Below are 20047 nucleotides of genomic sequence, written 5' to 3'. Positions count from 1 at the left end.
TCCTCTACGTTTCAACATACGTTGATATGTAGGTCATTCGATGGACGAACGGCAAGCCCTCGCCGCCTTCGCCGCGCTCGGGCAGGAACACCGCCTTCGGGTCGTGCGCGCCCTCGTCACGGTCGGCCCGGACGGTCTCGCAGCCGGCGTGCTCGCCGAGACGGTGGGCATCGCCGGCAACAACCTGTCCTTCCACCTGAAGGAGCTCTCGCACGCCGGGCTGATCGCGTCCCGGCGGGAGGGCAAGTCGGTCATCTACAGCGCCGCCTATGCCGGCCTGTCCGACCTCGTCCAGTTCCTCATGCGCGACTGCTGCCAGGGACGGCCCGAGGTCTGCGCCCCTGCGGTCGCCGCGCTCGAAGCCAGTGACTGCAACACCGGAGAGACCGCCCATGCCTGAGCCGTTCGACGTCGTGATCTACCACAACCCGGATTGCGGAACCTCCCGCAACACCTTGGCGATGATCCGCAACGCCGGCATCGAGCCGCACGTGGTCGAGTACCTCAAGACGCCGCCGAACCAGGCGATGGTGCGCCAGCTTGCCGAACGCGCCGGCATCACCGTGCGCGACCTCCTCCGCGAGAAGGGGACGCCCTATGCCGGGCTCGGCCTCGCCGACACGGCCCTGTCGGATGACCGGCTCCTCGATGCAATTGAGGCCCATCCGATCCTGCTCAACCGCCCCCTAGTGGTGAGCCCGAAGGGTGTCGCCCTGTGCCGTCCGTCCGAGGTGGTGCTCGACCTCCTGCCGTCCCAGCAGGGCGAGTTCGTCAAGGAGGACGGCGAGCGCGTCGTCGACGAGCACGGGCGCCGGGTCGCCACCGCCTGATCCCCGACGCTCCCCCAAGAACAAGAAACGGTCCCTATGCTCGCCCTCGCCATCTTCGTGGTCACCCTCGTCTTCGTCATCTGGCAGCCGAAGGGTTTCGGGATCGGATGGAGCGCCCTGATCGGGGCCGCCGTGGCCCTGGCCACCGGGGTCATCCATCCCGGGGACATCCCGATGGTCTGGCACATCGTCTGGGACGCGACCTTCACCTTCGTGGCGCTCATCATCATCTCGCTGCTGCTCGACGAGGCGGGCTTCTTCCACTGGGCCGCCCTCCACATCGCCCGCTGGGGCGGGGGTCGGGGGCGCCTGCTGTTCCCGCTGGTGATCCTCCTCGGCGCCGCCATCGCCGCGGTGTTCGCCAACGACGGCGCGGCCCTGCTGCTCACCCCCATCGTGCTGGCCATCCTGCTCCGGCTGGATTTCAAGCCGGCGGCGGCCCTGGCCTTCATCGTCGCCTGCGGGTTCGTCGCGGATTCGACCAGCCTGCCACTGGTGATCTCGAACCTCGTCAATATCGTCTCGGCGAACTTCTTCGACATCTCGTTCAGCCGCTACGCCTCCGTGATGGTGCCGGTGAACCTCGTCTCGCTGGCCGCGACCCTGGTGGTGCTGTGGCTGTTCTATCGGCGCGACCTACCGGCCACGTACCCGGTGGCCGAGCTTGAAGCGCCACGCCACGCGATCAAGGATCCTCTCGTCTTCACGGCGGCCTTCCCGCTCCTCGGTCTCTTGCTGGTCGCCTACTTCGTGACGGCCCCGTTCGGCGTGCCGGTCTCGGTCGTGACCTGCGCCGGCGCCCTCATTCTCCTGATGCTGGCCAACCGGAGCCGGGTGATCCCGATCCGCAAGGTCCTCGCCGGCGCGCCCTGGCAGATCGTCCTGTTCAGCCTCGGCATGTACCTCGTCGTCTACGGCCTGAAGAACGCCGGCCTCACCGACTACCTGGCTCAGGGGCTGACCTGGCTCTCAGGTCACGGACCGTTCGTGGCCACCATCGGCACGGGGGTCGCCGCCGCGATCCTGTCGTCGGTGATGAACAACATGCCGAGCGTGCTCGTGGGCGCGCTGTCCATCCAGCATGCCCCCGACCTGTCGCCGCTGATGCGCGAGCTGATGGTCTACGCCAACGTCATCGGATGCGACCTCGGCCCGAAGTTCACGCCCATCGGGAGTCTGGCGACCCTGCTCTGGCTGCACGTCCTCGCCACCAAGGGCCAGCGCATCACCTGGGGCCAGTACATGCGGGTCGGCCTGGTCATCACCCCGCCGGTCCTCCTCGTGACCCTGGCGGCGCTGGCGCTATGGCTACCGGTGCTCGGCGTGCGCTGACGGGCTTCCGGCCGACGTCGGTTATGGCGGCGCATCCGGTCGTCCATGCGGACTTGCGACCGATACCAAGTCCGTCTATCGACGCTTAAACGTTTCCATAACGGTTTAAATGACGTGGACGAGAAGCAAGCCCTCGACGGTTTCGGTGCCATCGCCCAGGAAACCCGTCTGCGCATCGTCCGCCTACTGGTGACGGCAGGTGCGGACGGCATGGCGGCCGGTGCCATCACCGAGGCCATCGCCGGGGCGTCCGCGCCGCGCATCTCGTTCCACCTCAGCCACCTTGAGAACGCCGGCCTCGTGGTCGGCCGCCGGGAGGGGCGGTCGATCATCTACAGCGCGGTGTTCGCGGCCCTGTCCGACCTGGTGGCCTTCCTGATGCGCGATTGCTGCGAAGGACACTGCGAGGTCTGCGACCGAGCCATCGCCCTGTTCGCCCGGTGCACGGGCCGGCCGCAAACGGTGTCCGGGTCCCCCAAGATCGTTTGCGAGGAAGCATGACGGGCCTGCGCTATACCCTTGAAGGCAACCAGATCGGGATCTACTTCGCGGCCATCGGCGCCGCTTTGCTGATCGCCCTGACGCTGCCCGGCACCACGGCCTTGGAGGTCGGGATCAACCCGGCGCTGGCGCTGATGCTGTTCGTCACCTTCCTTCAGGTGCCGTTGCCGGAACTCGGAAAGGCCTTTTCGCGATTTCGCTTCCTGGCGGCGCTCCTCGTCACGAACTTCATCGCGGTGCCCTTGCTGGTCGCCGGCCTGATCCAGTTCCTGCCCGCCGACCCCATGCTGCGGCTGGGCGTGCTCATGGTCCTGCTCACGCCGTGCATCGACTACGTCGTGACCTTCGCCCATGTCGGACGGGCCGACGCCAAGGTGCTGCTGGCTTCCACCCCGGCGCTGCTGATCGCGCAGATGCTGCTGCTGCCGGTCTACCTGAACGTCTTCCTCGGCGAGGACGCCGCCAGGTTCGTCCAGGTCGGTCCGTTCGTGCATGCCTTCGTCTGGCTGATCGCCGTCCCTCTCGGGCTTGCCGCGGTGGTGCAGCTCTGGGCCGGACGCAGCACTGCCGGGCAACGGGTGGCTACGGGCCTCGGACTCCTGCCGGTGCCGGCGACGGCGCTGGTCCTGTTCGTGGTGATCGCGTCCGTCCTACCCCAGCTCGGACCCGCCCTCGACGATGCCCTGCGGGTGGTCCCCGTCTACGTCGCCTTCGCCGTGGCGGCCCCGCTGGTGGGCTGGGCGGTCGGGCGCGCGTTCCGCCTCGACGCCCCCACGCTGCGGACGTTGGCCTTCAGTGCCGCCACCCGGAACTCCCTGGTGGTCCTGCCGCTGGCCTTCGCCGTTCCCGGCGCCGTCCCGCTCCTGCCCGCCGTCATCGTCACGCAGACGCTCGTCGAGCTTCTGAGCGAACTCGCCTACGTCCGCCTCGTGCCCAGGCTCGGCCGAACGGCGGTGTCGCCGGTCCCGGCCGTCTAGGGCGCCCCCGAGGAGACTGCGGGATGTACACATGATCCCGCATCGCCACCGTCTCGGCGTGATCTCTGCCCTGGGCGTGATCCAGATCCTGACTTGGGGCTCCTCGTTCTACCTCCTGTCGGTGCTGGCCGCGCCGATGTCGAAGGATACGGGATGGCCGCTGGGTTGGGTCATCGGCGGCCTGTCCCTCGGCCTCCTCGTCGCGGGTTTGGTCTCGCCACGGGTGGGGGCTTTCATCGGCGAGCATGGCGGCCGCCCCGTTCTGGCATTCGCCGCCGTCATCCTGTCCGTGGGCCTGACCGTCCTCGCCATGGCGCCGAACCTGCCGGTCTACCTGGCGGGCTGGCTCCTCGTCGGCCTCGGCATGGGCACCGGCCTGTACGACCCCGCCTTCGCCACGCTCGGACGTCTCTACGGCGCCGAGGCACGGCCCGCGATCACGACGCTGACGCTCTGGGGCGGTTTCGCCAGCACGGTGAGCTGGCCGCTCTCGGCCTTCCTAATCGAGCAGGTGGGCTGGCGCAGGACCTGCCTGGCCTACGCCGGGCTGCACCTCGGGGTGACGCTACCCCTCGTCCTGCTCGTGATCCCCCGGCCGCCCGCACATCCGGTCACGCGATCCGCAGGGCCAAACCCGGTCATTCGTCTCGCTGGTCGGGAGCGCCGCGCCTTTCTCCTCCTGGCCGGGGTGCTGACCCTCGGCGGGACCGTGATGGCCCTGGTTTCGGTGCATCTCATCACCTTGCTTCAGGCCCGTGGCGTCGCGCTTACCTCGGCCGTGGCGTACGGCGCCCTGATCGGACCGTCCCAAGTCGGGGCGCGCATCGTCGAGATGGCCGGGAAGGGGCGGCACCATCCCCTCTGGACCCTCACGGCTGCGATGGTCCTCGTGGCCTTGGGCGTGACAATACTGGCGGCGGGCCTGCCGGTGGTCGGTCTGGCGCTGATCCTCTACGGGGCCGGGAACGGCATCTATTCCATCGCACGCGGCACGGTACCCCTCGCGCTATTCGGTCCCGAGCGATACGCTCCGCTCGTCGGCCGGCTCGCCCGTCCGGGGCTGGTGGCGCAGGCGCTAGCGCCGTCCCTCGGGGCCGTCGTGCTGACGCAGGCGGGCGCCGACACGACCTATGCCCTCCTCGCGGTGCTCGCCCTGGCGAACGTCGCGCTTGCCCTATCCCTCTGGCGCATCAGGTAGTCCCCGTCCCTTCCTCGCCGACATGCGATGTGGCATCGTCCGTTCGTGACCTTCTGGCTCGCCCTTCGGCAACTGCTACCGCTCCTGGCGGTACTCAGCCTCGCCCTTGCGCCGGTGACCGCTTCCGCGGCCGCCGCGGGCATGCACGCCGCCACGGCGATGCAGGGTCACGCCATGGCAATGCCCGATGAGGCCATGGACGACATGGCCGGGATGGCGATGGACGACATGCCCTGCTGCCCCAAGGAGCGGCCGGCCATGCCCGATTGCTCGAAGGGCTGCCCCCTGATGGCGCTTTGCCTGGCGAAGGTCGCCACCGGCCTGCCGGGCGCCTTCGGACCTCTGGATCGCGTCGCGGACGTCGAGGGACAGACCTGGGGCGTCACCGCCTCCTTCGACAGCCTGGCGCAAGGGCCGCCAACCGAGCCTCCCCGAGCCTGAACCCGATGACGCCGGCGCCTGCGCCGGCAGATCCCGCGCGCCTGAAGGCCCGGGTCCCATCGTTTTCAGGAGATCATCGACCGTGTCCAAGACATCGTTTTCGCGCGCCCTCACGGCTTCGCTGCTAGGCCTCGCCCTGACCACCGCGGCCAAGGCCGACACCAAAGACTACGAGTTCCAGCTGGTGAAGGACGAGGCCAAGCAGGGGGAGGCCATCCTCGACGTCCGCCTCGTCGACAAGCGCACGTCCAAGCCCGTGCCGAACGCCGTCATCTTCGCCAAGCGCATCGACATGGCGCCCGACAGCATGGAGGAAATGACCTCGAAGATCGAGCAGCTGCCGTCGCTGGAACCGGGCCTCTACCGGTTCAAGGCGAAGCTGACGATGGCCGGCGGCTGGCGCCTCTCTCTCGGGGCCAAGGTGCAGGGCGAGACCGGCACCGTCGAGAACAAGCTGGTGTTCAAGGCCACCAAGTGAGCCGGACGGCATGGGCCGCCGGGACCCTCGCCGCGCTCGCGGCGGGGGTTTTGGGATTTGGCGCGGGGCATGAGGGCAGCCCCGTGCCGGCGCTCGTCCGGCAGGCGCGGACCGGGTTCGCCCATTGGCTGCCGGGCACCCGGCAGGTTTCCCCGGTGTCCGCTCAGTCCCCGAGCAAGGCGACGGGTCCCGTGGTCTACTACCGGGACCCGGACGGGAAGCCGGAGTACGCCTCCGAGCCGACGCGCACCGCGGACGGTCGAGACTACCGCGCCGTTCACGCCAGCGAGGACGTGAGCTTCGACGAACCCGACGAGGCGGAAGCCATGCCCGACGCCGGGCACGGCGACATGGCCATGGCTCAGGCCACGACGCCTGCGAGCGCCCGCAAGGTGCGCTTCTACCGCAACCCGATGGGCCTTCCGGACACCTCGCCGACCCCGAAGAAGGACTCGATGGGGATGGACTACATCCCCGTCTACGAGGGCGAGGACAGCGACGACGGCACGGTGAGGATCTCGCCGGGCAAGCTCCAGCGCACCGGGGTGCGGACGGAGGTAGCCGCGAGGCGCGTGCTGTCGATGCCGGTGCGGGCACCGGGCGCCATCGAGGAGGACGAGCGCCGGATCTCGGTGATCGCGATGCGCACCGACGCGTTCGTCGAGAAGGTCGAGGGCATCACCACCGGCGACCACGTCCATAAGGGACAGCCGCTCATGCGCCTGTTCTCGCCCGAGATGAACGCGGCGGCCGCGCAGTACCTGACGGGCATCGGCTACGAGGGTGCCCGGCGTCGCCTGGAGAACCTCGGCATCCCGCCCGAGGTCATCGACGAGATCGAGCGCACCCGGAAGGTGCCGGCGACCATCACCTGGTCGGCGCCCCGCGACGGTGTGGTCGTCGAGCGCAACGTCTCAGACGGCATGCGCGCGAAGTCCGGCGACACCCTGTTCAAGCTCGTGGACCACTCCCGGGTCTGGGTGCTCGTCGACGTGACGGAGCGTGACCTCGCGGCCGTCGCCGAGGGGCAGAAGGCGACCGTGCGCGCCAGGACGTTCCCGGATCGCGCGTTCACCGGAACCGTGACGCGGATCTACCCGCACCTCGCCATGGGCACGCGCACGGCCCGCCTGCGGATCGAGCTGCCCAACCCGAACGGGGACCTGCGCCCAGGGATGTTCGCCGACGTCGAGATCGCCACCGGCTCCGACAAGCCGGTGGTCGCCGTGCCCGACGACGCCGTCATCGACACCGGAACGAAACAGGTCGTCCTGCTCGACAGGGGGGAGGGTCGCTTCGAACCGCGGCCGGTCAGGCTCGGCACCCGCGGCGACGGCTTCGTCGAGATCCGCGACGGCATCGTCGCCGGCGACCGCGTGGTGACCTCGGCCAACTTCCTCATCGACGCCGAGAGCAACCTGAAGGCGGCCCTCCAAGGTCTTTCCGAGCCCAAGCCCGAGCCGAGCCCGCAGGCCGCCGCCGAGGGGAAGACGCCATGATCCCCCGCCTGATCGCCTGGTCGGCCCGAAATCTGTTGCTGGTCCTGATCGGGACCGTGTTCGCCGGCGGAGCGGGGCTTTATGCCCTCAAAACCCTGCCGCTCGACGCGATCCCGGACCTCTCGGACGTCCAGACCATCGTCTACACCGAGTACCCGGGGCAGGCGCCCCAGGTGATCGAGGACCAGGTCACCTACCCGCTGACCACGGCCATGCTGACCGTCCCGAGATCGAAGGTCGTGCGCGGCTTCTCGTTCTTCGGAGTGTCGTTCGTCTACGTCATCTTCGAGGACGGCACCGACCCTTACTGGGCCCGCTCGCGCGTTCTAGAATACCTGAACACGGCGGCCAGGCGCCTGCCGGCCGGCGTGACCCCGACCCTCGGGCCGGACGCGACGGGGGTGGGCTGGGTCTACCAGTATGTGATCGTCGCGAAGGAGCGCACCCTCGCCGAGCTCCGCTCGCTCCAGGACTGGGTCGTCCGGTTCGGGGCGTCGCGCGCCGAGGGCGTGGCCGAGGTCGCGGGCGTCGGCGGCTTCGTCAAGCAGTACAACGTCGTGGTCGACCCGAACCGCCTTCGGGCGCAGGGCATCACCCTGGCGAAGCTGAGGGAGGCGATCCGGTCGAGCAACGCGGACGTCGGCGGCCGCACGGTCGAGCTCTCCGAGTTCGAGTTCGTCGTCCGGGGTCGCGGCTATCTCAAGAGCGTCGCGGACATCGAGAGCATCGTCCTGAGGACGGAGGCGGGCACCCCGCTGCGGGTGAAGGACGTCGCGCGGGTCGAGCTCGGTCCGGACGAGCGCCGGGGCATCACCGAGATGAACGGCGACGGCGAGGTCGCCGGCGGGATCGTCCTCCAGAGGTTCGGCGCCAACGCTCTCGACGTCATCGAGAGCGCCAAGAAGCGGCTGTCCGAGGTTGCCGCCAGTCTACCCAAGGGCACCGAGATCCTGCCGGTCTACGACCGCTCGCACCTGATCGAGGCGGCCATCGAGACCCTCAAGGGCACGCTGGTCGAGGAGAGCGCCATCGTCGCCCTCGTCTGCGTCGTTTTCCTACTCCACGTCCGGAGCGCCCTCGTCGCGATCCTGATGCTGCCGGTCGGCATCCTGATGGCGTTCGCCGGGATGAAGGCGCTGGGGCTCGGCGCCAACATCATGAGCCTGGGCGGCATCGCCATCGCGGTCGGCGCCATGATCGACGCGGCCATCGTGATGATCGAGAACGCCCACAAGCACCTGGAGCGGGCGCCGTCGGACAAGCCACGGGTCGAGGTCCTGATCGAGGCCGCGAGCGAGGTCGGGCCGTCGCTGTTCTTCTCGCTCCTGATCATCACCGTGAGCTTCCTGCCGATCTTCACCCTGGAGAGCCAGGAGGGGCGGCTGTTCGGGCCGCTGGCCTTCACCAAGACCTTCGCGATGGCGGCTGCGGCGGTGCTGTCCCTGATCCTCGTGCCGGCGTTGATGGTTCTCTTCGTCCGCGGCCGGATCATCCCCGAGCACCGCAATCCGGTGAACAGGTTCCTGATCTGGATCTATCGGCCGCTGATCGCCGGCGTCCTCAGGGCGCGTGTGCTCACGATCCTCCTCGCCCTGGGCATCCTCGCGGCCACGGCGTGGCCGACGAGCCGGCTCGGCTCGGAGTTCATGCCCGACCTCGACGAGGGCACGCTGATGTACATGCCAACCACCCTACCGGGCATCTCGGTGACCAAGGCCGGCGACCTGCTCGCGACCCAGGACCGCATCATCAAGTCCTTCCCCGAGGTGGCCTCGGTCTACGGCAAGGCAGGGCGGGCCAACACCGCGACCGACCCGGCGCCGAGCGAGATGTTCGAGACCATCGTCAACCTGAGGCCGAAGGCGGAGTGGCGTCCCGGCGTGACGATGGCGAGCCTGCGGACGGAGATGGACGCTGCGTTGCAGTTCCCCGGCGTCTCGAATGCCTGGACGCAGCCGATCCGCGCACGCATCGACATGCTTGCGACCGGTATCCGAACGCCGGTCGGGATCAAGGTGCTGGGCACCGACCTGACCGAGATGGAAAAGGTCGCCCGGCAAGTCGAGGCCGTGGTGAAGGCGGTCCCTGGCACATCCAGCGCCTACGCCGAACGGGTGCAGGGCGGCTACTTCCTCGACATCACCCCCGACCGGGAGGTTCTGGGCCGGTACGGCCTGACGGTGGGCGACGTGCAGGACGTCATCGCGATGGCTCTCGGCGGCGAGAGCGTGACGAACACCGTCGAGGGGCGCGAGCGCTATACCGTCAACGTTCGCTATCCCCGTGCCTTCCGATCCGATCCGCAATCCATCGCGAACGAGGTGCAGGTGCCGATCCCGAGCGGGGGCACGGTCCCGCTCGGCGAGGTCGCGAAGGTCCGGTTGAACCGGGGGCCGACCCAGATCCGGACGGAGAACGGGCAGCTCGCGGTCTTCATCTACGTCGACGTCGCCGGTCGCGATCTCGGGGGCTACGTCGCCGAGGCCAGGACTGCGGTCGCCAACGAGGTAGCGCTGCCTCAGGGCACGCTCATCCAGTGGAGCGGGCAGGTCGAGTATCTCGACCGGGCGACGGCGCGGCTCAGGATCGTGGTGCCCCTGACGCTCCTGATCGTGTTCCTGCTGCTCTTCCTCAACTTCCGGAGGCTGACCGAGACCCTCATCGTCATGCTCTCGCTGCCCTTCGCCCTGGTGGGCGGGGTTTGGCTGATGTGGTGGATGGGCTTCAACATGTCGGTCGCGGTCGCGGTGGGTTTCATCGCGCTCGCCGGCGTCGCCGCCGAGACCGGCGTGATCATGCTGGTCTACCTCGACCACGCCCTCGACGAGGTCCGGGCCGGGTGCCTCCGGGAGGGGCGCACGCTCACCCGCGCGGACCTGCGGCGGGCGATCATGGTCGGCGCGGTCGAGCGGGTCCGCCCGAAGATGATGACCGTCACTGCCATCATGGCCGGCCTGCTGCCGATCCTCTGGAGCACCGGCTCGGGCTCCGAGGTGATGCAGCGCATCGCCGTGCCGATGATCGGCGGCATGGTCTCCTCGACCGTGCTGACCCTGGTCGTGATCCCGGCCGTCTACGCCCTCGTGAAGGGATGGGGCTTGCCACCCGCCTCGTCCACGGCCGCGGCAACCCAGGACGAGCCGCCGGCCCACCGCGCGGCCGCCGAATAGGTCCCGGCCCCGGCCGAACCGCCCTCAGTTCAGGAAGGAAGACCCGATGTCCTCAGCCGCCCGCAAGGCCACCCTCTACCGGATGGTCACCCCTGAACACACCTGCCCCTACGGCCTGAAGGCCAAGGACCTCCTCGAACGCCAGGGCTTCGAGGTCGAGGACCACCTCCTGACCGACCGGGCGGAGACCGACCGCTTCAAGGCCGAGCACCAGGTCAAGTCGACGCCGCAGACGTTCATCAACGGCGAGCGCGTCGGCGGCTTCGACGACCTGCAGCGCCACTTCGGCAAGGCGGCGAACGACCCGAACGTCACCACCTACACGCCCGTGATCGCGGTGTTCTCGATGACGGCGCTGATGGCGCTGGCGGCGAGCCACGCAGTCTACGGCACGCCGTTCACGATGCGCGCCGCCGAGTGGTTCATCGCCTTCAGCATGTGCGTCCTCGCCCTCCTCAAGCTGCAGGACGTCGAGAGCTTCTCCTCGATGTTCCTGGGCTACGACCTGCTCGGGCGGCGTTGGGTGCGCTACGCCTACGCCTACCCGTTCCTGGAGGGCATCGCCGGCGTCCTGATGGTGGCGGGCGCCCTGAACGGGATCTCGATCCCCGTGGCCCTGTTCATCGGCACGGTCGGGGCGGTCTCGGTGTTCAAGGCGGTCTACGTCGACAAGCGGGACATCAAGTGCGCCTGCGTCGGCGGTTCGAGCAAGGTGCCGCTAGGCTTCGTGTCGTTGACCGAGAACGTGATGATGGTCGCCATGGCCCTCTGGATGCTGGCGGTGCACCAATAAGCGCCGCCGCGACGGGGGCTCGTCTCAGGTGCTGGCGCGGCGCTTCCACGCTTATCCGTCCGAGCGGTCGGATCCGTGTAAGCGAGGCGGAACGCTTTTCCGCGTCCCGCCTCAGCCGATAGTCCCCGGGTCGCTGGGACCCGGGTCGCCGAGAGCTACATGCGGTGACCGCGGTGATGGCCCATCATGTGGCCGCGGCGATGACCGTGGCCCATCATGTGGTGGTGGTGCCCATGGCGCATCATGCGGTGACCGCGATGGTGATGGTGGCCCATCATGCGATGGCCGTGCATGCCATCCATCCGGACCTCGGTGACGGTGGTGGGGGCCTCGACGGCGCCGATCATGCCGGGAGCGGCGGAGGCCGGGGCGACCGAAGCCGCACCCAGGGTTGCCAGGATGGCGGCGGCGAGAAGGGACTTCTTCATGGGCTTCCTCATGTCGTTGTCGGCAATGCGTCGAAAACGACGGCACCCGAGCCTTTGGAACGGCTCCGCTTCCAAGACCGTTCCGCGGGGTACGTTCTTCTCCCCTTCGCGTGCCTAACGAAACATTCGAGCTCCGCTGCACTGGTCGGCCATCCCGATTTTCGACCCAGCCGGCAAAGACATCGAACGGCGCTCACCCCGCCCTGGCCGGCCAACGATGATGCAGGTCGTCGATGACGTAGGCGTGGGCGTGACGGCGGCCCCCATGCAGGTGCGGGTGCCGGACGTCGAGGTCTGAGTGGGCATGCTCGATCACGTCGGGTTCCGCCGCCGGCCATAGCCGGGCCGCCGTGGCGACGCCGGCAAGCGTCACCGCCCCGAGGATCGCCAGCGTGGATGGCATCCCCACGGACGGCCCCAGCCAACCGGCCAGCGGATAGGTGAGCAACCACGCGGCATGGGACAGGGCGAACTGGGCGGCGAAGACGGCCGGTCGGTCCTCCGGGGTCGTCGAGCGGCGCAGGAGTCTGCCGGTGGGGGTCTGCACGGCGGAGTAGGCGATGCCAAGCACCAGCCAGGTTCCGAGGAGAAGCGGCCAGCCGATGGTCCCGCCCCAGGTCATGGCGGCGATACCCATGAGAACCACGCCGAGCAGGGCCGCCGCCGGGATCATGATTGCGCGGTCCGAAAGCCGGTCGAGCAGTCTTGGCAGTGTCAGGGCAGCGATCATTGAGCCGCCCCCGAACAGGCCGAGGGCGAGGGCCACGTCGGTCTGCGGACGATCCAGGAGGCCCTGGACGATCACCACGGTGTTGACGATGACCATGGCGCCGGCCGCGGCGACCGCGAGGTTGAGGGCGAGCAGCCCACGCAGGCGCGGCGTCGCCAGGTAGATCCTGAGGCCCCTCGTTGTCCGGTCATAGATGCCGCCCTGCAGGTCGGTACGGGCGACGATGGGCAGGCTCACGGACACCACCAGGGCCGCCGAGCACAGGAAGCCGACGACGGTGCCGCCGAACAGGGCGTTGTAGGGCACCACCGCCAGGAGTAGGGCGGCCAGCGTGGGGCTGAGCAGGTTCTCCAGGTCGTAGGCGAGACGCGAGAGCGAGAGGGCGCGGGTGTAGTCCTGTTCGTCCGGCAGGATGTCCGGTATGGTGGCCTGGAAGGTCGGGGTGAACGCCGCCGAGGCCGATTGCAGGACGAAGATCAGGGCGTAGATCTGCCAGACTTGGACGACGAACGGCAGCGTCAGGGCGATGGCGGCGCGGACAAGGTCCGTGCCCACCAGGAAGGCGCGCCGCGGCAACCGGCTCGTGAAAGCCTGGGCCACCGGGGCGATGAGGACATAGGCGACCATCTTGATGGCCAGCGCCGTCCCGAGGACGGTTCCGGCGCGGTCGCCGGCCAGCTTGAACGCCAGCAGCCCCAGGGCGACGGTCAGCAGGCCGGTACCGATCAGGGCGATGACCTGCGCCGCGAACAGGTGCCGGTAAGTACGGTTCGAGAGGACGCTCAGCATCGTGGGCGTCTCACAGATACTTCGCGAGGATTTTGAACTCGGCGAGGGCATCCTTCGCCCCCTTGCCGCCGTGCTCGATCCCGTCGCCGAGGCAGTGCTCCATGTGGTCCTGGATGAGCACGCGCTTGGCGTTGGTGATCGCGCTCTCCACGGCGTGGAGCTGCTGGGCCAGATCCACGCAGGGCCGGCCTTCCTCGATCATCGCGATGACGCCGGCGAGATGGCCGTGGGCGCGCCTGAGGCGCTTGACGATATCCGGGTGCGAGGCGTGTTCCATGCGGTATCCTATCCCCCTGGAGGGGATACGGCAAAGGCCAGGGCAAGTCTTCCTGGGTCTTCATCGCATCGAGGAGAGCCAGCCGAACATCGCCAGGACCAAGGCGATCAGGATGTAGGCCATAAGGAACGCCTGACCGGCGGCCTTTCGAACGTGCGGCCTGACCGTGCGCCGTCCACCCCCTCCGCCTCCCCAGGTCTCAATCCTGCGCCCGAGCTTCTTGCCCGTCATCGCCTCGGCGGCCGTCCTGGATGGATCCCGCGATGCACGTCCGGGCGTTCCTCCGCATGCATCGTCGCTACCCTCATGGCACGCCCTTGCCGAGCAGGTCGGCCACATGGGCGTCGGCAGGGTGGCCGGTGGCGGCGCGGTGGCTTTCCGAACAGGCCGCGTAGTCCGGGCCGGACGCGGACATCACAAGCTCCGATGTGCCGTCTGGCATCGTGCGCGTTGCCAGGACGGTTCGTCCCGCCGGCCATTCGAGCGATCCGGGAACGGGTCCCGGCCGGGGCTCGCCGTAGCGGCGTACCCCGTCGCGCCGGATGGTCTCCCGGGCGGTGGCGTAAGCCGGTCCGTGGAGCGGCCGCCCGACCCAGACGACCTGCTGGAGGCCCTGCTCCCGGCAGACCACCAGGACCACCTCGACGGTGTCGGGACCCGACGCGAGAGGGCGGTCGTGGAAGTAGTACAGCCCGGTCAGGTTCGCCTCGCGGTCGACCATCGAGGGCGCATCGACACGGTCCACGGCACCCCAAGCCAATCCGAACGGCGCCTCGCCCGCCGCCGGTTCCGCCGCCACGGCCGCGCCCGTCCACGCCACAACCGCCAGTGCGAGCGCTGGGCGGCGGCGCATCGGCCTACTCCGCCGCTTGGGGAAGGACGGGGCGGGCATGGGGGCCCTCCTTCTCGACGGTGGCCGTCCTCGGGACCACGGTCCCGGCGAAGCGCGCGTAGAGCGCCGGCAGGACGACGAGGGTCAGGAGGGTCGCCGAGATGAGGCCGCCGATCACCACGGTCGCCAGGGGCCGCTGGACCTCGGCCCCCGTCTCGGTGGCCAACGCCATCGGCACGAAGCCGAGCGAGGCCACGAGGGCGGTCATCGCCACCGGACGCAGGCGGGTCATGGCCCCTTCGAGGATCGCCTCGCGGCGCGGCTTCCCCTCCGCGATCAGCTGCTTGATGTAGGTCAGCATCACCAGGCCATTGAGGACGGCCACCCCGGACAGGGCGATGAACCCGACAGCGGCCGGCACTGAGAACGGCATCCCCCGCAGCCAAAGGGCCGCGATGCCGCCGGTGAGCGCCAGCGGGACAGCGCTGAACACCAGCAGGGCGTCACGCGCCGAGTTCAGGGCCGAGAACAGCAGCAGGAAGATCAGGAAGAAGCAAACCGGCACCACCACCATCAGCCGCTGCCGGGCCGAAGCCAGGTTCTCGAACTGCCCGCCCCAGGTCACGTAGTAGCCGGCCGGCAGCTGGACCCCGGACGCCACCTTCCCTTGCGCCTCGGCGACGAGCGAGCCGATGTCGCGGCCGCGCACGTTGGCGGTGACCACGACCCGGCGCCGCCCGTTCTCGCGCGAGATCTGGTTCGGCCCCTCCGTCACCGAGAAGCTCGCGACCTGCTTCAGGAGGACGGAGGACGCCCGACCGTTGACCCCCGGGGGCAGCGGGACCGGGATGTTCTCCAGGGCCTCGCGGTCCTCGCGCACCTTGTCGTTCAGGCGCACGACGATGGGGAAGCGGCGGTCGCCCTCGAACACCATGCCGGCCTCGCGCCCGCCGATGGCCGCGCCGATGACGTCCTGGATCGAGGACGTGCTCAGGCCGAGGCGCGCGGCCTCGACCTTGTTGATCTTGATCTCCAGGAACGGCAGCCCGGCCGTCTGCTCCACCTTGACGTCGTCGGCGCCCTCGGTCCCGCGCAGGATCGCGGCGACCTGGTTGGCGGCCTTGAGCATCGGCTCGAACTCCTCGCCGAACACCTTTACGGCGAGGTCGCCGCGGGTGCCGGCCAGGAGCTCGTTGAACCGCAGCTGGATCGGCTGGGAGAACTCGTAGACGTTGCCCGCAAGCGCCCCGACCGCCTTCTCGATGTCCTCCTGCAGGGCGGCCTTGGTCTGGTCCGGGTCGGGCCATTCCTCCTGCGGCTTCAGGATGACGAAGGTGTCGGACGAGCTCGGCGGCATCGGGTCGGAGGCGACCTCCGCGGTGCCGGTCTTCGAGAAGACGTAGGCGACCTGGGGGAATCGGCTGATCGCCTGCTCGACCTTCAACTGCATCGCCTGCGACTGCGTCAGGGAGGTCGAGGGGATGCGCTGCGCGTTAAGCGCGATGCTCTTTTCGTCGAGTTGGGGGATGAACTCCTGACCGAGCTTGGTGAACAGGAACCCGGCGCCGACGAGCAGCACCAGGGCGACCGCGACGAAGGTCATCGGGATGCGCAGGGCGGCCCCGAGGACCGGGCGGTAGGCCGCCTTGATCCCGCGGATGAGGACGTTGTCGGTCTCGGTCACCTTGCCCGTGATGACGATGGCGATCATCGCCGGCACGAAGGTCAGCGACAGGACGAAGGCCGAGACGAGGGCGATGATGACGGTGAGCGCCATCGGCTCGAACATCTTGCCCTCGACGCCGGTGAAGGTCAGGAGCGGCACGTAGACGAGGATGATGATGGCCTGCCCGTAGAGGGACGGCTTGATCATCTCCTCGGCCGAGGCCCGCACGGTGAATAGGCGCTCCTCCAGGTCGAGCTTGCGCCCGAGCTCGGTCTGGCGCTCCGCGAGGTGCCGCAGGGCGTTCTCGGTGATGATGACGGCACCGTCGACGATGAGGCCGAAGTCGAGCGCCCCCAGGCTCATCAGGTTGGCGCTGATGCGGCCCTGGACCATGCCGGTCATAGTCATCAGCATCGCGACCGGGATGACAAGGGCCGTGACGATGGCCGCCCGGATGTTGCCGAGCAGCAGGAACAGGATGACGATGACGAGGGCGGCGCCCTCGGCCAGGTTCTTGGCCACCGTTCGGATCGTGGCCTCGACGAGGAGGGTGCGGTTGAGCACGGTCTGGACCTCGACGCCGGGCGGGAGCGTACGCCGGATCTCGGTCATGCGCGCGTCCACGGCGGCCGAAACCGTACGGCTGTTCTCGCCGATCAACATCAGGGCGGTGCCGATGACGACCTCGCGTCCGTCCTCGCTGCCCGAGCCGGTGCGCAGGTCGCGCCCGATCCGGACCTCGGCGATGTCGGAGATGCGGACCGGCACCCCGCCGCGCGTGGTCACCACGACGGAGCCGATGTCCTCCATGGTCTCCAGGCGGCCGGCGGCGCGCACGACGTAGCCCTCGCCGTTGTCCTCCAGGTAGCGGGCGCCCTGGTTGGCGTTGTTGGCCTCCAGCGCGCGGCCGATGTCGGCGAACGACAGGTCGAGGGCGGTCAGCTTCATCGGGTCCGGCTGGACGTGGTACTGCTTGTCGAAGCCGCCGATGCTGTCGACGCCGGCGACCCCCGGCACGGTCTTCACCTGGGGCCGGATGATCCAGTCCTGGACCGTGCGCAGGTAGGCGGTGCGTTCGAGCTCCGTCGCGAGCCTCTGCCCCTCCGGCGTCAGGTAGCTCCCGTCCGATTGCCAGCCGGCCTTGCCGTCCGGGGAGACCTTGCGCTCCTTCGGCTGGGCGTAATGGATCGACCACATGTAGATCTCGCCGAGGCCCGTGGAGATCGGGCCCATGTGGGGCTCGGCCCCCGGCGGCAGGGTCGACTTCGCCTCGCCGATGCGCTCCGCCACCTGCTGGCGGGCGAAGTAGACGTTCGTGGCCTCCGAGAAGACCGCCGTGACCTGGGAGAAGCCGTTTCGCGAGAGCGAGCGGGTGTATTCCAGGCCCTTGATCCCGGCGAGTGCGGTCTCGACCGGGTAGGTCACCTGCTTCTCGATGTCGACCGGGGACAGCGACGGCGCCGTGGTGTTGATCTGCACCTGGTTGTTGGTGATGTCCGGCACCGCGTCGATGGGGAGCTTGGTCAGCGAGAACACGCCGAAGCCCGCCGCCAGCAGCGAGAGGAGCACCACGAGCCAGCGCTGGTGGACGGAGAAGTCGAGGATCTTCGAGATCATGATGGCCGCCCTCAGTGCGCGTGGTCGGCTTCGGCCTTGCCGAGCTCGGCCTTCAGGGCGAAGGAGTTGGCGACCGCGACCTCGTCGCCGGGCTTGAGGCCGGACAGGATCTCGAAGGCGTCGTCGTCGGCCTTGCCGATCGTCACGTCCCGGCGCTCGAACCCCTTCGGGGTGCGGACGAACACCACCTTCTCGCCGCCGATGGTCTGGATGGCGGATTTCGGCAGCCGGACCGCGACCTTGTCCTGCGCGATCTCGACCTCGGTCGTGACGAAGGTACCGGGCCGCCAGGCCATGTCCTTGTTCGGCAGGGCGACGATGACCCGGGCCGAGCGGGTCTCGGCGTTGAGGATCGGGCTCACGAACACGACCTTGCCCTCGGCGCGGGAGGCGTCGTCACCCCCGACGATGGTCACCTTGGCGCCCTCCCGGACCTTCGACAGCTCGGTGGTCGGGATCGCGAGCTCGATCCACACGGAGGACAGGTCCGCGACGGTGTAGACGTCGGCCGGATCGCCTTCCTTGCCGACCGCGGTGCCGACGTCGACCTTGCGCTCGACCACCCGCCCGGAGAGGGGTGAGCGCAGTTCGTAGCGGCGCAGGCTCGACAGGTTCGGGGTGGTCTCGTCCTTCTTGGCCGAGGTGGCGACCTCGGCCGCGCTGAGCCCCAGCGCCGAGAGTTTCTGGCGCGCCAGGTCGACGCGCAGGGTCGCCTCCGAGTAGGCCGCCTTCGCGTTCAGGAATGCCGATTCCGCGGAGATCCGCTTGTCCCACAGGGCCTGCTGGCGGTCGAAGTTCGTCTTCTCAAGGTCCGCCTTGACCGTCGCGGTCAGGAAGTCGCTCTTGGCCTCGGCGACCTCGCGGCTGTCGAGGACCGCCACGACCTCGCCCTTGGCGACCGCCTCGCCGAGGCGCTTGCGCATCTCCGAGACGGTGCCGACGACCCGAACGGGCACGCGGGCGATCCGGTCGGCGTCCTGGGTGATGGTTCCGGGCACCAGCAGGTGTCGCGAGAGGACGCCCCCCTCGACCTTGGCCAGCGTGATGTCCTGCTCCGCGGCCTGCTCGGCCGTCATCTTGATCTTGCCCTCGCCCTCCTCGTCGTGGCCGTGGGCCTCGCCCTCGGCATGCTTGTGGCCACCGGCCTCGGGCTTGGCCTCGCCCTCGGAATGCTTGTGCTCGCCGTCCGGCTTGGGCTCGCCGTCGGCATGCTCGTGGCCGTGTTCGCCGTGACCGTGCCCGTCGTCGGCCGTGAGAGCCGCGGGCTTGGTCATGGCCGCATTGGTGGATGGCGTCGTCCGGGCGTTCGTCAGGCCGGCGGCGGCAAGGGCGCCCTGCACGACCTCGGACACGCGGGGGAAGGCACCGCCGATGGCGATGCCGATGGCCAGGAAGGCCACGGAGAGGAATGCACGCATGGGAATGGGCCGGGTTCCGACCGGGACGTCGCGTCGCCGCTCAGGCGGTCTGGGACGGTCCCGTACAAGGTGGTTCGCGATTGTGAGGAAGCCGGGACCCGTGAGGGGCCGACCGAAACGCGCCACTGGCGTGGCGGCGTGGCCTCAGGCGCGAGGGGGCCTTGGGAGACGGTCGGGCGAGACGGACCCGATGGCGGTGACCTCGGTCGCGTAGGAGGAGCGCGCCGTCCCGCGGGACGGCAGGACGGGCGTCCCGTCGACGTTCAGGGCCTGGTGGCAGCCGCAGTTCGCGTGGCAGGCCGGGCAGGCGTCGGAATGGTCGGCCGAACCCGCCTCGGACAACGCGGATACCGACAATTCGTGGCTGGCCGGACGATGGGCCTCGGCGGAGTGGATCGCGCCGGGGACGACGAGCGCCAGGACCAGGACGAATGACAGCACGCGGACGGCGGTCGCCCACCAGCCGCGCATCGTCTCGTAGGCCCTGATCGGACGTCCGGGGTTCATCTCGGTCCTTATGGACGATTCACGCTCATCCGTACAACGCGGATGGTCACGGCTTTTGGACGCCGTGGGACTAATCGTCGTCGTGATGGTGGTGGTGATGGTGGCGTCGCTCCCCGTAGAAGCCGCGCCCGTCGTAGTCCCGCCGTTCGCGATGGATCACCACGTCGTCGTGATCGCCATGCCGGTAGCGGTCGACGTGGACGTCCCGGCCCCGTTCCTCGTAACCGCCGCCGTAATACTGGGCCGACGCGGCCACCGGGGCCAGGATCAGGCTCGCCGCGACGAGTCCCATAAGACGCTTTCGCATGACACATCCCTCGAACATCCAAGCCGTGAGAGTGGTCGTGCCGACCTGAACCGCATCTGACGCCCCCGTTCAGTCAGGACGCAGGTGCCCGCCTCGACGAGTAAGCCGAGGCGGGCTTTTCACGGTACGCGAGGGGGCACTGGCGCACCGCGAAGGCTGTGAGCGGGAGCGTGCCGGCCTTCCGCCGCCAGTGCGTAGCCGATGCCGGCGGCCAGCAAGGCGAAGACGACCAGGAGGGGAAGCATACGCATCGGTGC

At 69.0% G+C, this 20047-nt stretch carries 21 protein-coding genes; 11 read left to right on the top strand and 10 right to left on the bottom strand.

All coding sequences use genetic code 11. From position 1 onward, the window contains the following. Window positions 1-40: 40 nt before the first annotated feature. The 11 genes from GGR33_RS23870 (at window position 41) to GGR33_RS23820 (ending at window position 11219) form a co-directional block, all read left to right on the top strand. On the top strand, window positions 41-400 hold the full coding sequence (locus GGR33_RS23870; protein ID WP_183512590.1) for an ArsR/SmtB family transcription factor: 360 nt from the start codon (window positions 41-43) through the stop codon (window positions 398-400). After that, entirely contained in the window at window positions 393-830 is a 438-nt protein-coding gene (gene arsC, locus GGR33_RS23865) for an arsenate reductase (glutaredoxin) (RefSeq protein ID WP_183512586.1), read from the top strand. The genes GGR33_RS23870 and arsC overlap by 8 nt, the downstream gene beginning before the upstream one ends. A gap of 36 nt (window positions 831-866) precedes the next feature. Then, window positions 867-2162: an arsenic transporter gene (locus GGR33_RS23860; protein ID WP_183512575.1), complete on the top strand. Its 1296-nt coding sequence runs from the start codon at window positions 867-869 to the stop codon at window positions 2160-2162. 114 nt (window positions 2163-2276) lie between these two features. Next, window positions 2277-2663 carry an ArsR/SmtB family transcription factor gene (locus GGR33_RS23855; RefSeq protein ID WP_183512571.1) on the top strand — a complete coding sequence of 129 codons (387 nt, stop codon included), beginning with the start codon at window positions 2277-2279 and terminating at the stop codon, window positions 2661-2663. Next, window positions 2660-3640 (top strand): arsenic resistance protein, encoded by a 981-nt coding sequence (locus GGR33_RS23850; protein WP_183512567.1) that lies wholly within the window; start codon window positions 2660-2662, stop codon window positions 3638-3640. Before GGR33_RS23855 ends, GGR33_RS23850 begins: the two co-directional genes overlap by 4 nt. A gap of 31 nt (window positions 3641-3671) precedes the next feature. Beyond that, window positions 3672-4838 carry an MFS transporter gene (locus GGR33_RS23845; protein WP_183512562.1) on the top strand — a complete coding sequence of 389 codons (1167 nt, stop codon included), beginning with the start codon at window positions 3672-3674 and terminating at the stop codon, window positions 4836-4838. Between the two features lie 45 nt (window positions 4839-4883). After that, on the top strand, window positions 4884-5279 hold the full coding sequence (locus GGR33_RS23840) for a hypothetical protein (RefSeq protein WP_183512900.1): 396 nt from the start codon (window positions 4884-4886) through the stop codon (window positions 5277-5279). An 82-nt stretch (window positions 5280-5361) separates the two neighbouring features. Continuing rightward, window positions 5362-5757: a FixH family protein gene (locus GGR33_RS23835; RefSeq protein WP_183512557.1), complete on the top strand. Its 396-nt coding sequence runs from the start codon at window positions 5362-5364 to the stop codon at window positions 5755-5757. Further along, entirely contained in the window at window positions 5754-7256 is a 1503-nt protein-coding gene (locus GGR33_RS23830) for an efflux RND transporter periplasmic adaptor subunit (RefSeq protein ID WP_183512552.1), read from the top strand. The genes GGR33_RS23835 and GGR33_RS23830 overlap by 4 nt, the downstream gene beginning before the upstream one ends. After that, the gene (locus GGR33_RS23825; RefSeq protein ID WP_183512548.1) at window positions 7253-10426 is read left to right on the top strand and encodes an efflux RND transporter permease subunit; all 3174 of its coding nucleotides are present in this window, start codon (window positions 7253-7255) and stop codon (window positions 10424-10426) included. The genes GGR33_RS23830 and GGR33_RS23825 overlap by 4 nt, the downstream gene beginning before the upstream one ends. A 46-nt stretch (window positions 10427-10472) precedes the next feature. Further along, entirely contained in the window at window positions 10473-11219 is a 747-nt protein-coding gene (locus GGR33_RS23820; RefSeq protein WP_183512543.1) for a glutaredoxin family protein, read from the top strand. 155 nt (window positions 11220-11374) lie between these two features. Here the strand turns inward: GGR33_RS23820 and GGR33_RS23815 are convergent, their stop codons facing one another. The 10 genes from GGR33_RS23815 to GGR33_RS26325 all read right to left on the bottom strand — a co-directional run bounded on the left by GGR33_RS23815 (window position 11375) and on the right by GGR33_RS26325 (window position 20041). Continuing rightward, window positions 11375-11647, bottom strand: coding sequence for a hypothetical protein (locus tag GGR33_RS23815; RefSeq protein ID WP_147076138.1), 273 nt, complete (start codon window positions 11645-11647; stop codon window positions 11375-11377). Between the two features lie 193 nt (window positions 11648-11840). Next, the gene (locus GGR33_RS23810; RefSeq protein WP_183512538.1) at window positions 11841-13166 is read right to left on the bottom strand and encodes an MFS transporter; all 1326 of its coding nucleotides are present in this window, start codon (window positions 13164-13166) and stop codon (window positions 11841-11843) included. A 10-nt stretch (window positions 13167-13176) separates the two neighbouring features. Beyond that, window positions 13177-13443, bottom strand: coding sequence for a metal-sensing transcriptional repressor (locus GGR33_RS23805; RefSeq protein ID WP_183512532.1), 267 nt, complete (start codon window positions 13441-13443; stop codon window positions 13177-13179). A gap of 60 nt (window positions 13444-13503) precedes the next feature. Then, the gene (locus GGR33_RS23800; protein WP_183512519.1) at window positions 13504-13674 is read right to left on the bottom strand and encodes a hypothetical protein; all 171 of its coding nucleotides are present in this window, start codon (window positions 13672-13674) and stop codon (window positions 13504-13506) included. A gap of 73 nt (window positions 13675-13747) precedes the next feature. Beyond that, complete coding sequence (locus GGR33_RS23795; RefSeq protein WP_183512515.1) at window positions 13748-14296, bottom strand: threonyl-trna synthetase; 549 nt, start codon at window positions 14294-14296, stop codon at window positions 13748-13750. A 4-nt stretch (window positions 14297-14300) separates the two neighbouring features. Then, the gene (locus tag GGR33_RS23790) at window positions 14301-17558 is read right to left on the bottom strand and encodes an efflux RND transporter permease subunit (protein ID WP_183512512.1); all 3258 of its coding nucleotides are present in this window, start codon (window positions 17556-17558) and stop codon (window positions 14301-14303) included. Between the two features lie 11 nt (window positions 17559-17569). Next, entirely contained in the window at window positions 17570-18976 is a 1407-nt protein-coding gene (locus GGR33_RS23785) for an efflux RND transporter periplasmic adaptor subunit (protein WP_183512506.1), read from the bottom strand. 144 nt (window positions 18977-19120) lie between these two features. Then, entirely contained in the window at window positions 19121-19483 is a 363-nt protein-coding gene (locus GGR33_RS23780; RefSeq protein ID WP_246413430.1) for a hypothetical protein, read from the bottom strand. Between the two features lie 70 nt (window positions 19484-19553). After that, complete coding sequence (locus GGR33_RS23775) at window positions 19554-19790, bottom strand: hypothetical protein (RefSeq protein WP_183512500.1); 237 nt, start codon at window positions 19788-19790, stop codon at window positions 19554-19556. A gap of 119 nt (window positions 19791-19909) precedes the next feature. Then, complete coding sequence (locus GGR33_RS26325; protein ID WP_281381212.1) at window positions 19910-20041, bottom strand: hypothetical protein; 132 nt, start codon at window positions 20039-20041, stop codon at window positions 19910-19912. Between the last annotated feature and the right edge of the window lie 6 nt (window positions 20042-20047).

The organism is Methylobacterium brachythecii (assembly GCF_014196345.1).
GTDB lineage: Bacteria > Pseudomonadota > Alphaproteobacteria > Rhizobiales > Beijerinckiaceae > Methylobacterium > Methylobacterium brachythecii.
This window is presented reverse-complemented; position numbering and strand designations above follow the sequence as displayed.

Coding starts and splice junctions, on each gene's coding strand:
- GGR33_RS23870 (WP_183512590.1), top strand. CDS start 41: ATGGACGAACGGCAAGCCCTCGCCGCCTTCGCCGCGCTCGGGCAGGAA.
- arsC (WP_183512586.1), top strand. CDS start 393: ATGCCTGAGCCGTTCGACGTCGTGATCTACCACAACCCGGATTGCGGA.
- GGR33_RS23860 (WP_183512575.1), top strand. CDS start 867: ATGCTCGCCCTCGCCATCTTCGTGGTCACCCTCGTCTTCGTCATCTGG.
- GGR33_RS23850 (WP_183512567.1), top strand. CDS start 2,660: ATGACGGGCCTGCGCTATACCCTTGAAGGCAACCAGATCGGGATCTAC.
- GGR33_RS23845 (WP_183512562.1), top strand. CDS start 3,672: ATGATCCCGCATCGCCACCGTCTCGGCGTGATCTCTGCCCTGGGCGTG.
- GGR33_RS23825 (WP_183512548.1), top strand. CDS start 7,253: ATGATCCCCCGCCTGATCGCCTGGTCGGCCCGAAATCTGTTGCTGGTC.
- GGR33_RS23820 (WP_183512543.1), top strand. CDS start 10,473: ATGTCCTCAGCCGCCCGCAAGGCCACCCTCTACCGGATGGTCACCCCT.
- GGR33_RS23815 (WP_147076138.1), bottom strand. CDS start 11,647: ATGAAGAAGTCCCTTCTCGCCGCCGCCATCCTGGCAACCCTGGGTGCG.
- GGR33_RS23810 (WP_183512538.1), bottom strand. CDS start 13,166: ATGCTGAGCGTCCTCTCGAACCGTACTTACCGGCACCTGTTCGCGGCG.
- GGR33_RS23805 (WP_183512532.1), bottom strand. CDS start 13,443: ATGGAACACGCCTCGCACCCGGATATCGTCAAGCGCCTCAGGCGCGCC.
- GGR33_RS23800 (WP_183512519.1), bottom strand. CDS start 13,674: ATGACGGGCAAGAAGCTCGGGCGCAGGATTGAGACCTGGGGAGGCGGA.
- GGR33_RS23795 (WP_183512515.1), bottom strand. CDS start 14,296: ATGCGCCGCCGCCCAGCGCTCGCACTGGCGGTTGTGGCGTGGACGGGC.
- GGR33_RS23790 (WP_183512512.1), bottom strand. CDS start 17,558: ATGATCTCGAAGATCCTCGACTTCTCCGTCCACCAGCGCTGGCTCGTG.
- GGR33_RS23785 (WP_183512506.1), bottom strand. CDS start 18,976: ATGCGTGCATTCCTCTCCGTGGCCTTCCTGGCCATCGGCATCGCCATC.
- GGR33_RS23780 (WP_246413430.1), bottom strand. CDS start 19,483: ATGAACCCCGGACGTCCGATCAGGGCCTACGAGACGATGCGCGGCTGG.
- GGR33_RS23775 (WP_183512500.1), bottom strand. CDS start 19,790: ATGCGAAAGCGTCTTATGGGACTCGTCGCGGCGAGCCTGATCCTGGCC.
- GGR33_RS26325 (WP_281381212.1), bottom strand. CDS start 20,041: ATGCGTATGCTTCCCCTCCTGGTCGTCTTCGCCTTGCTGGCCGCCGGC.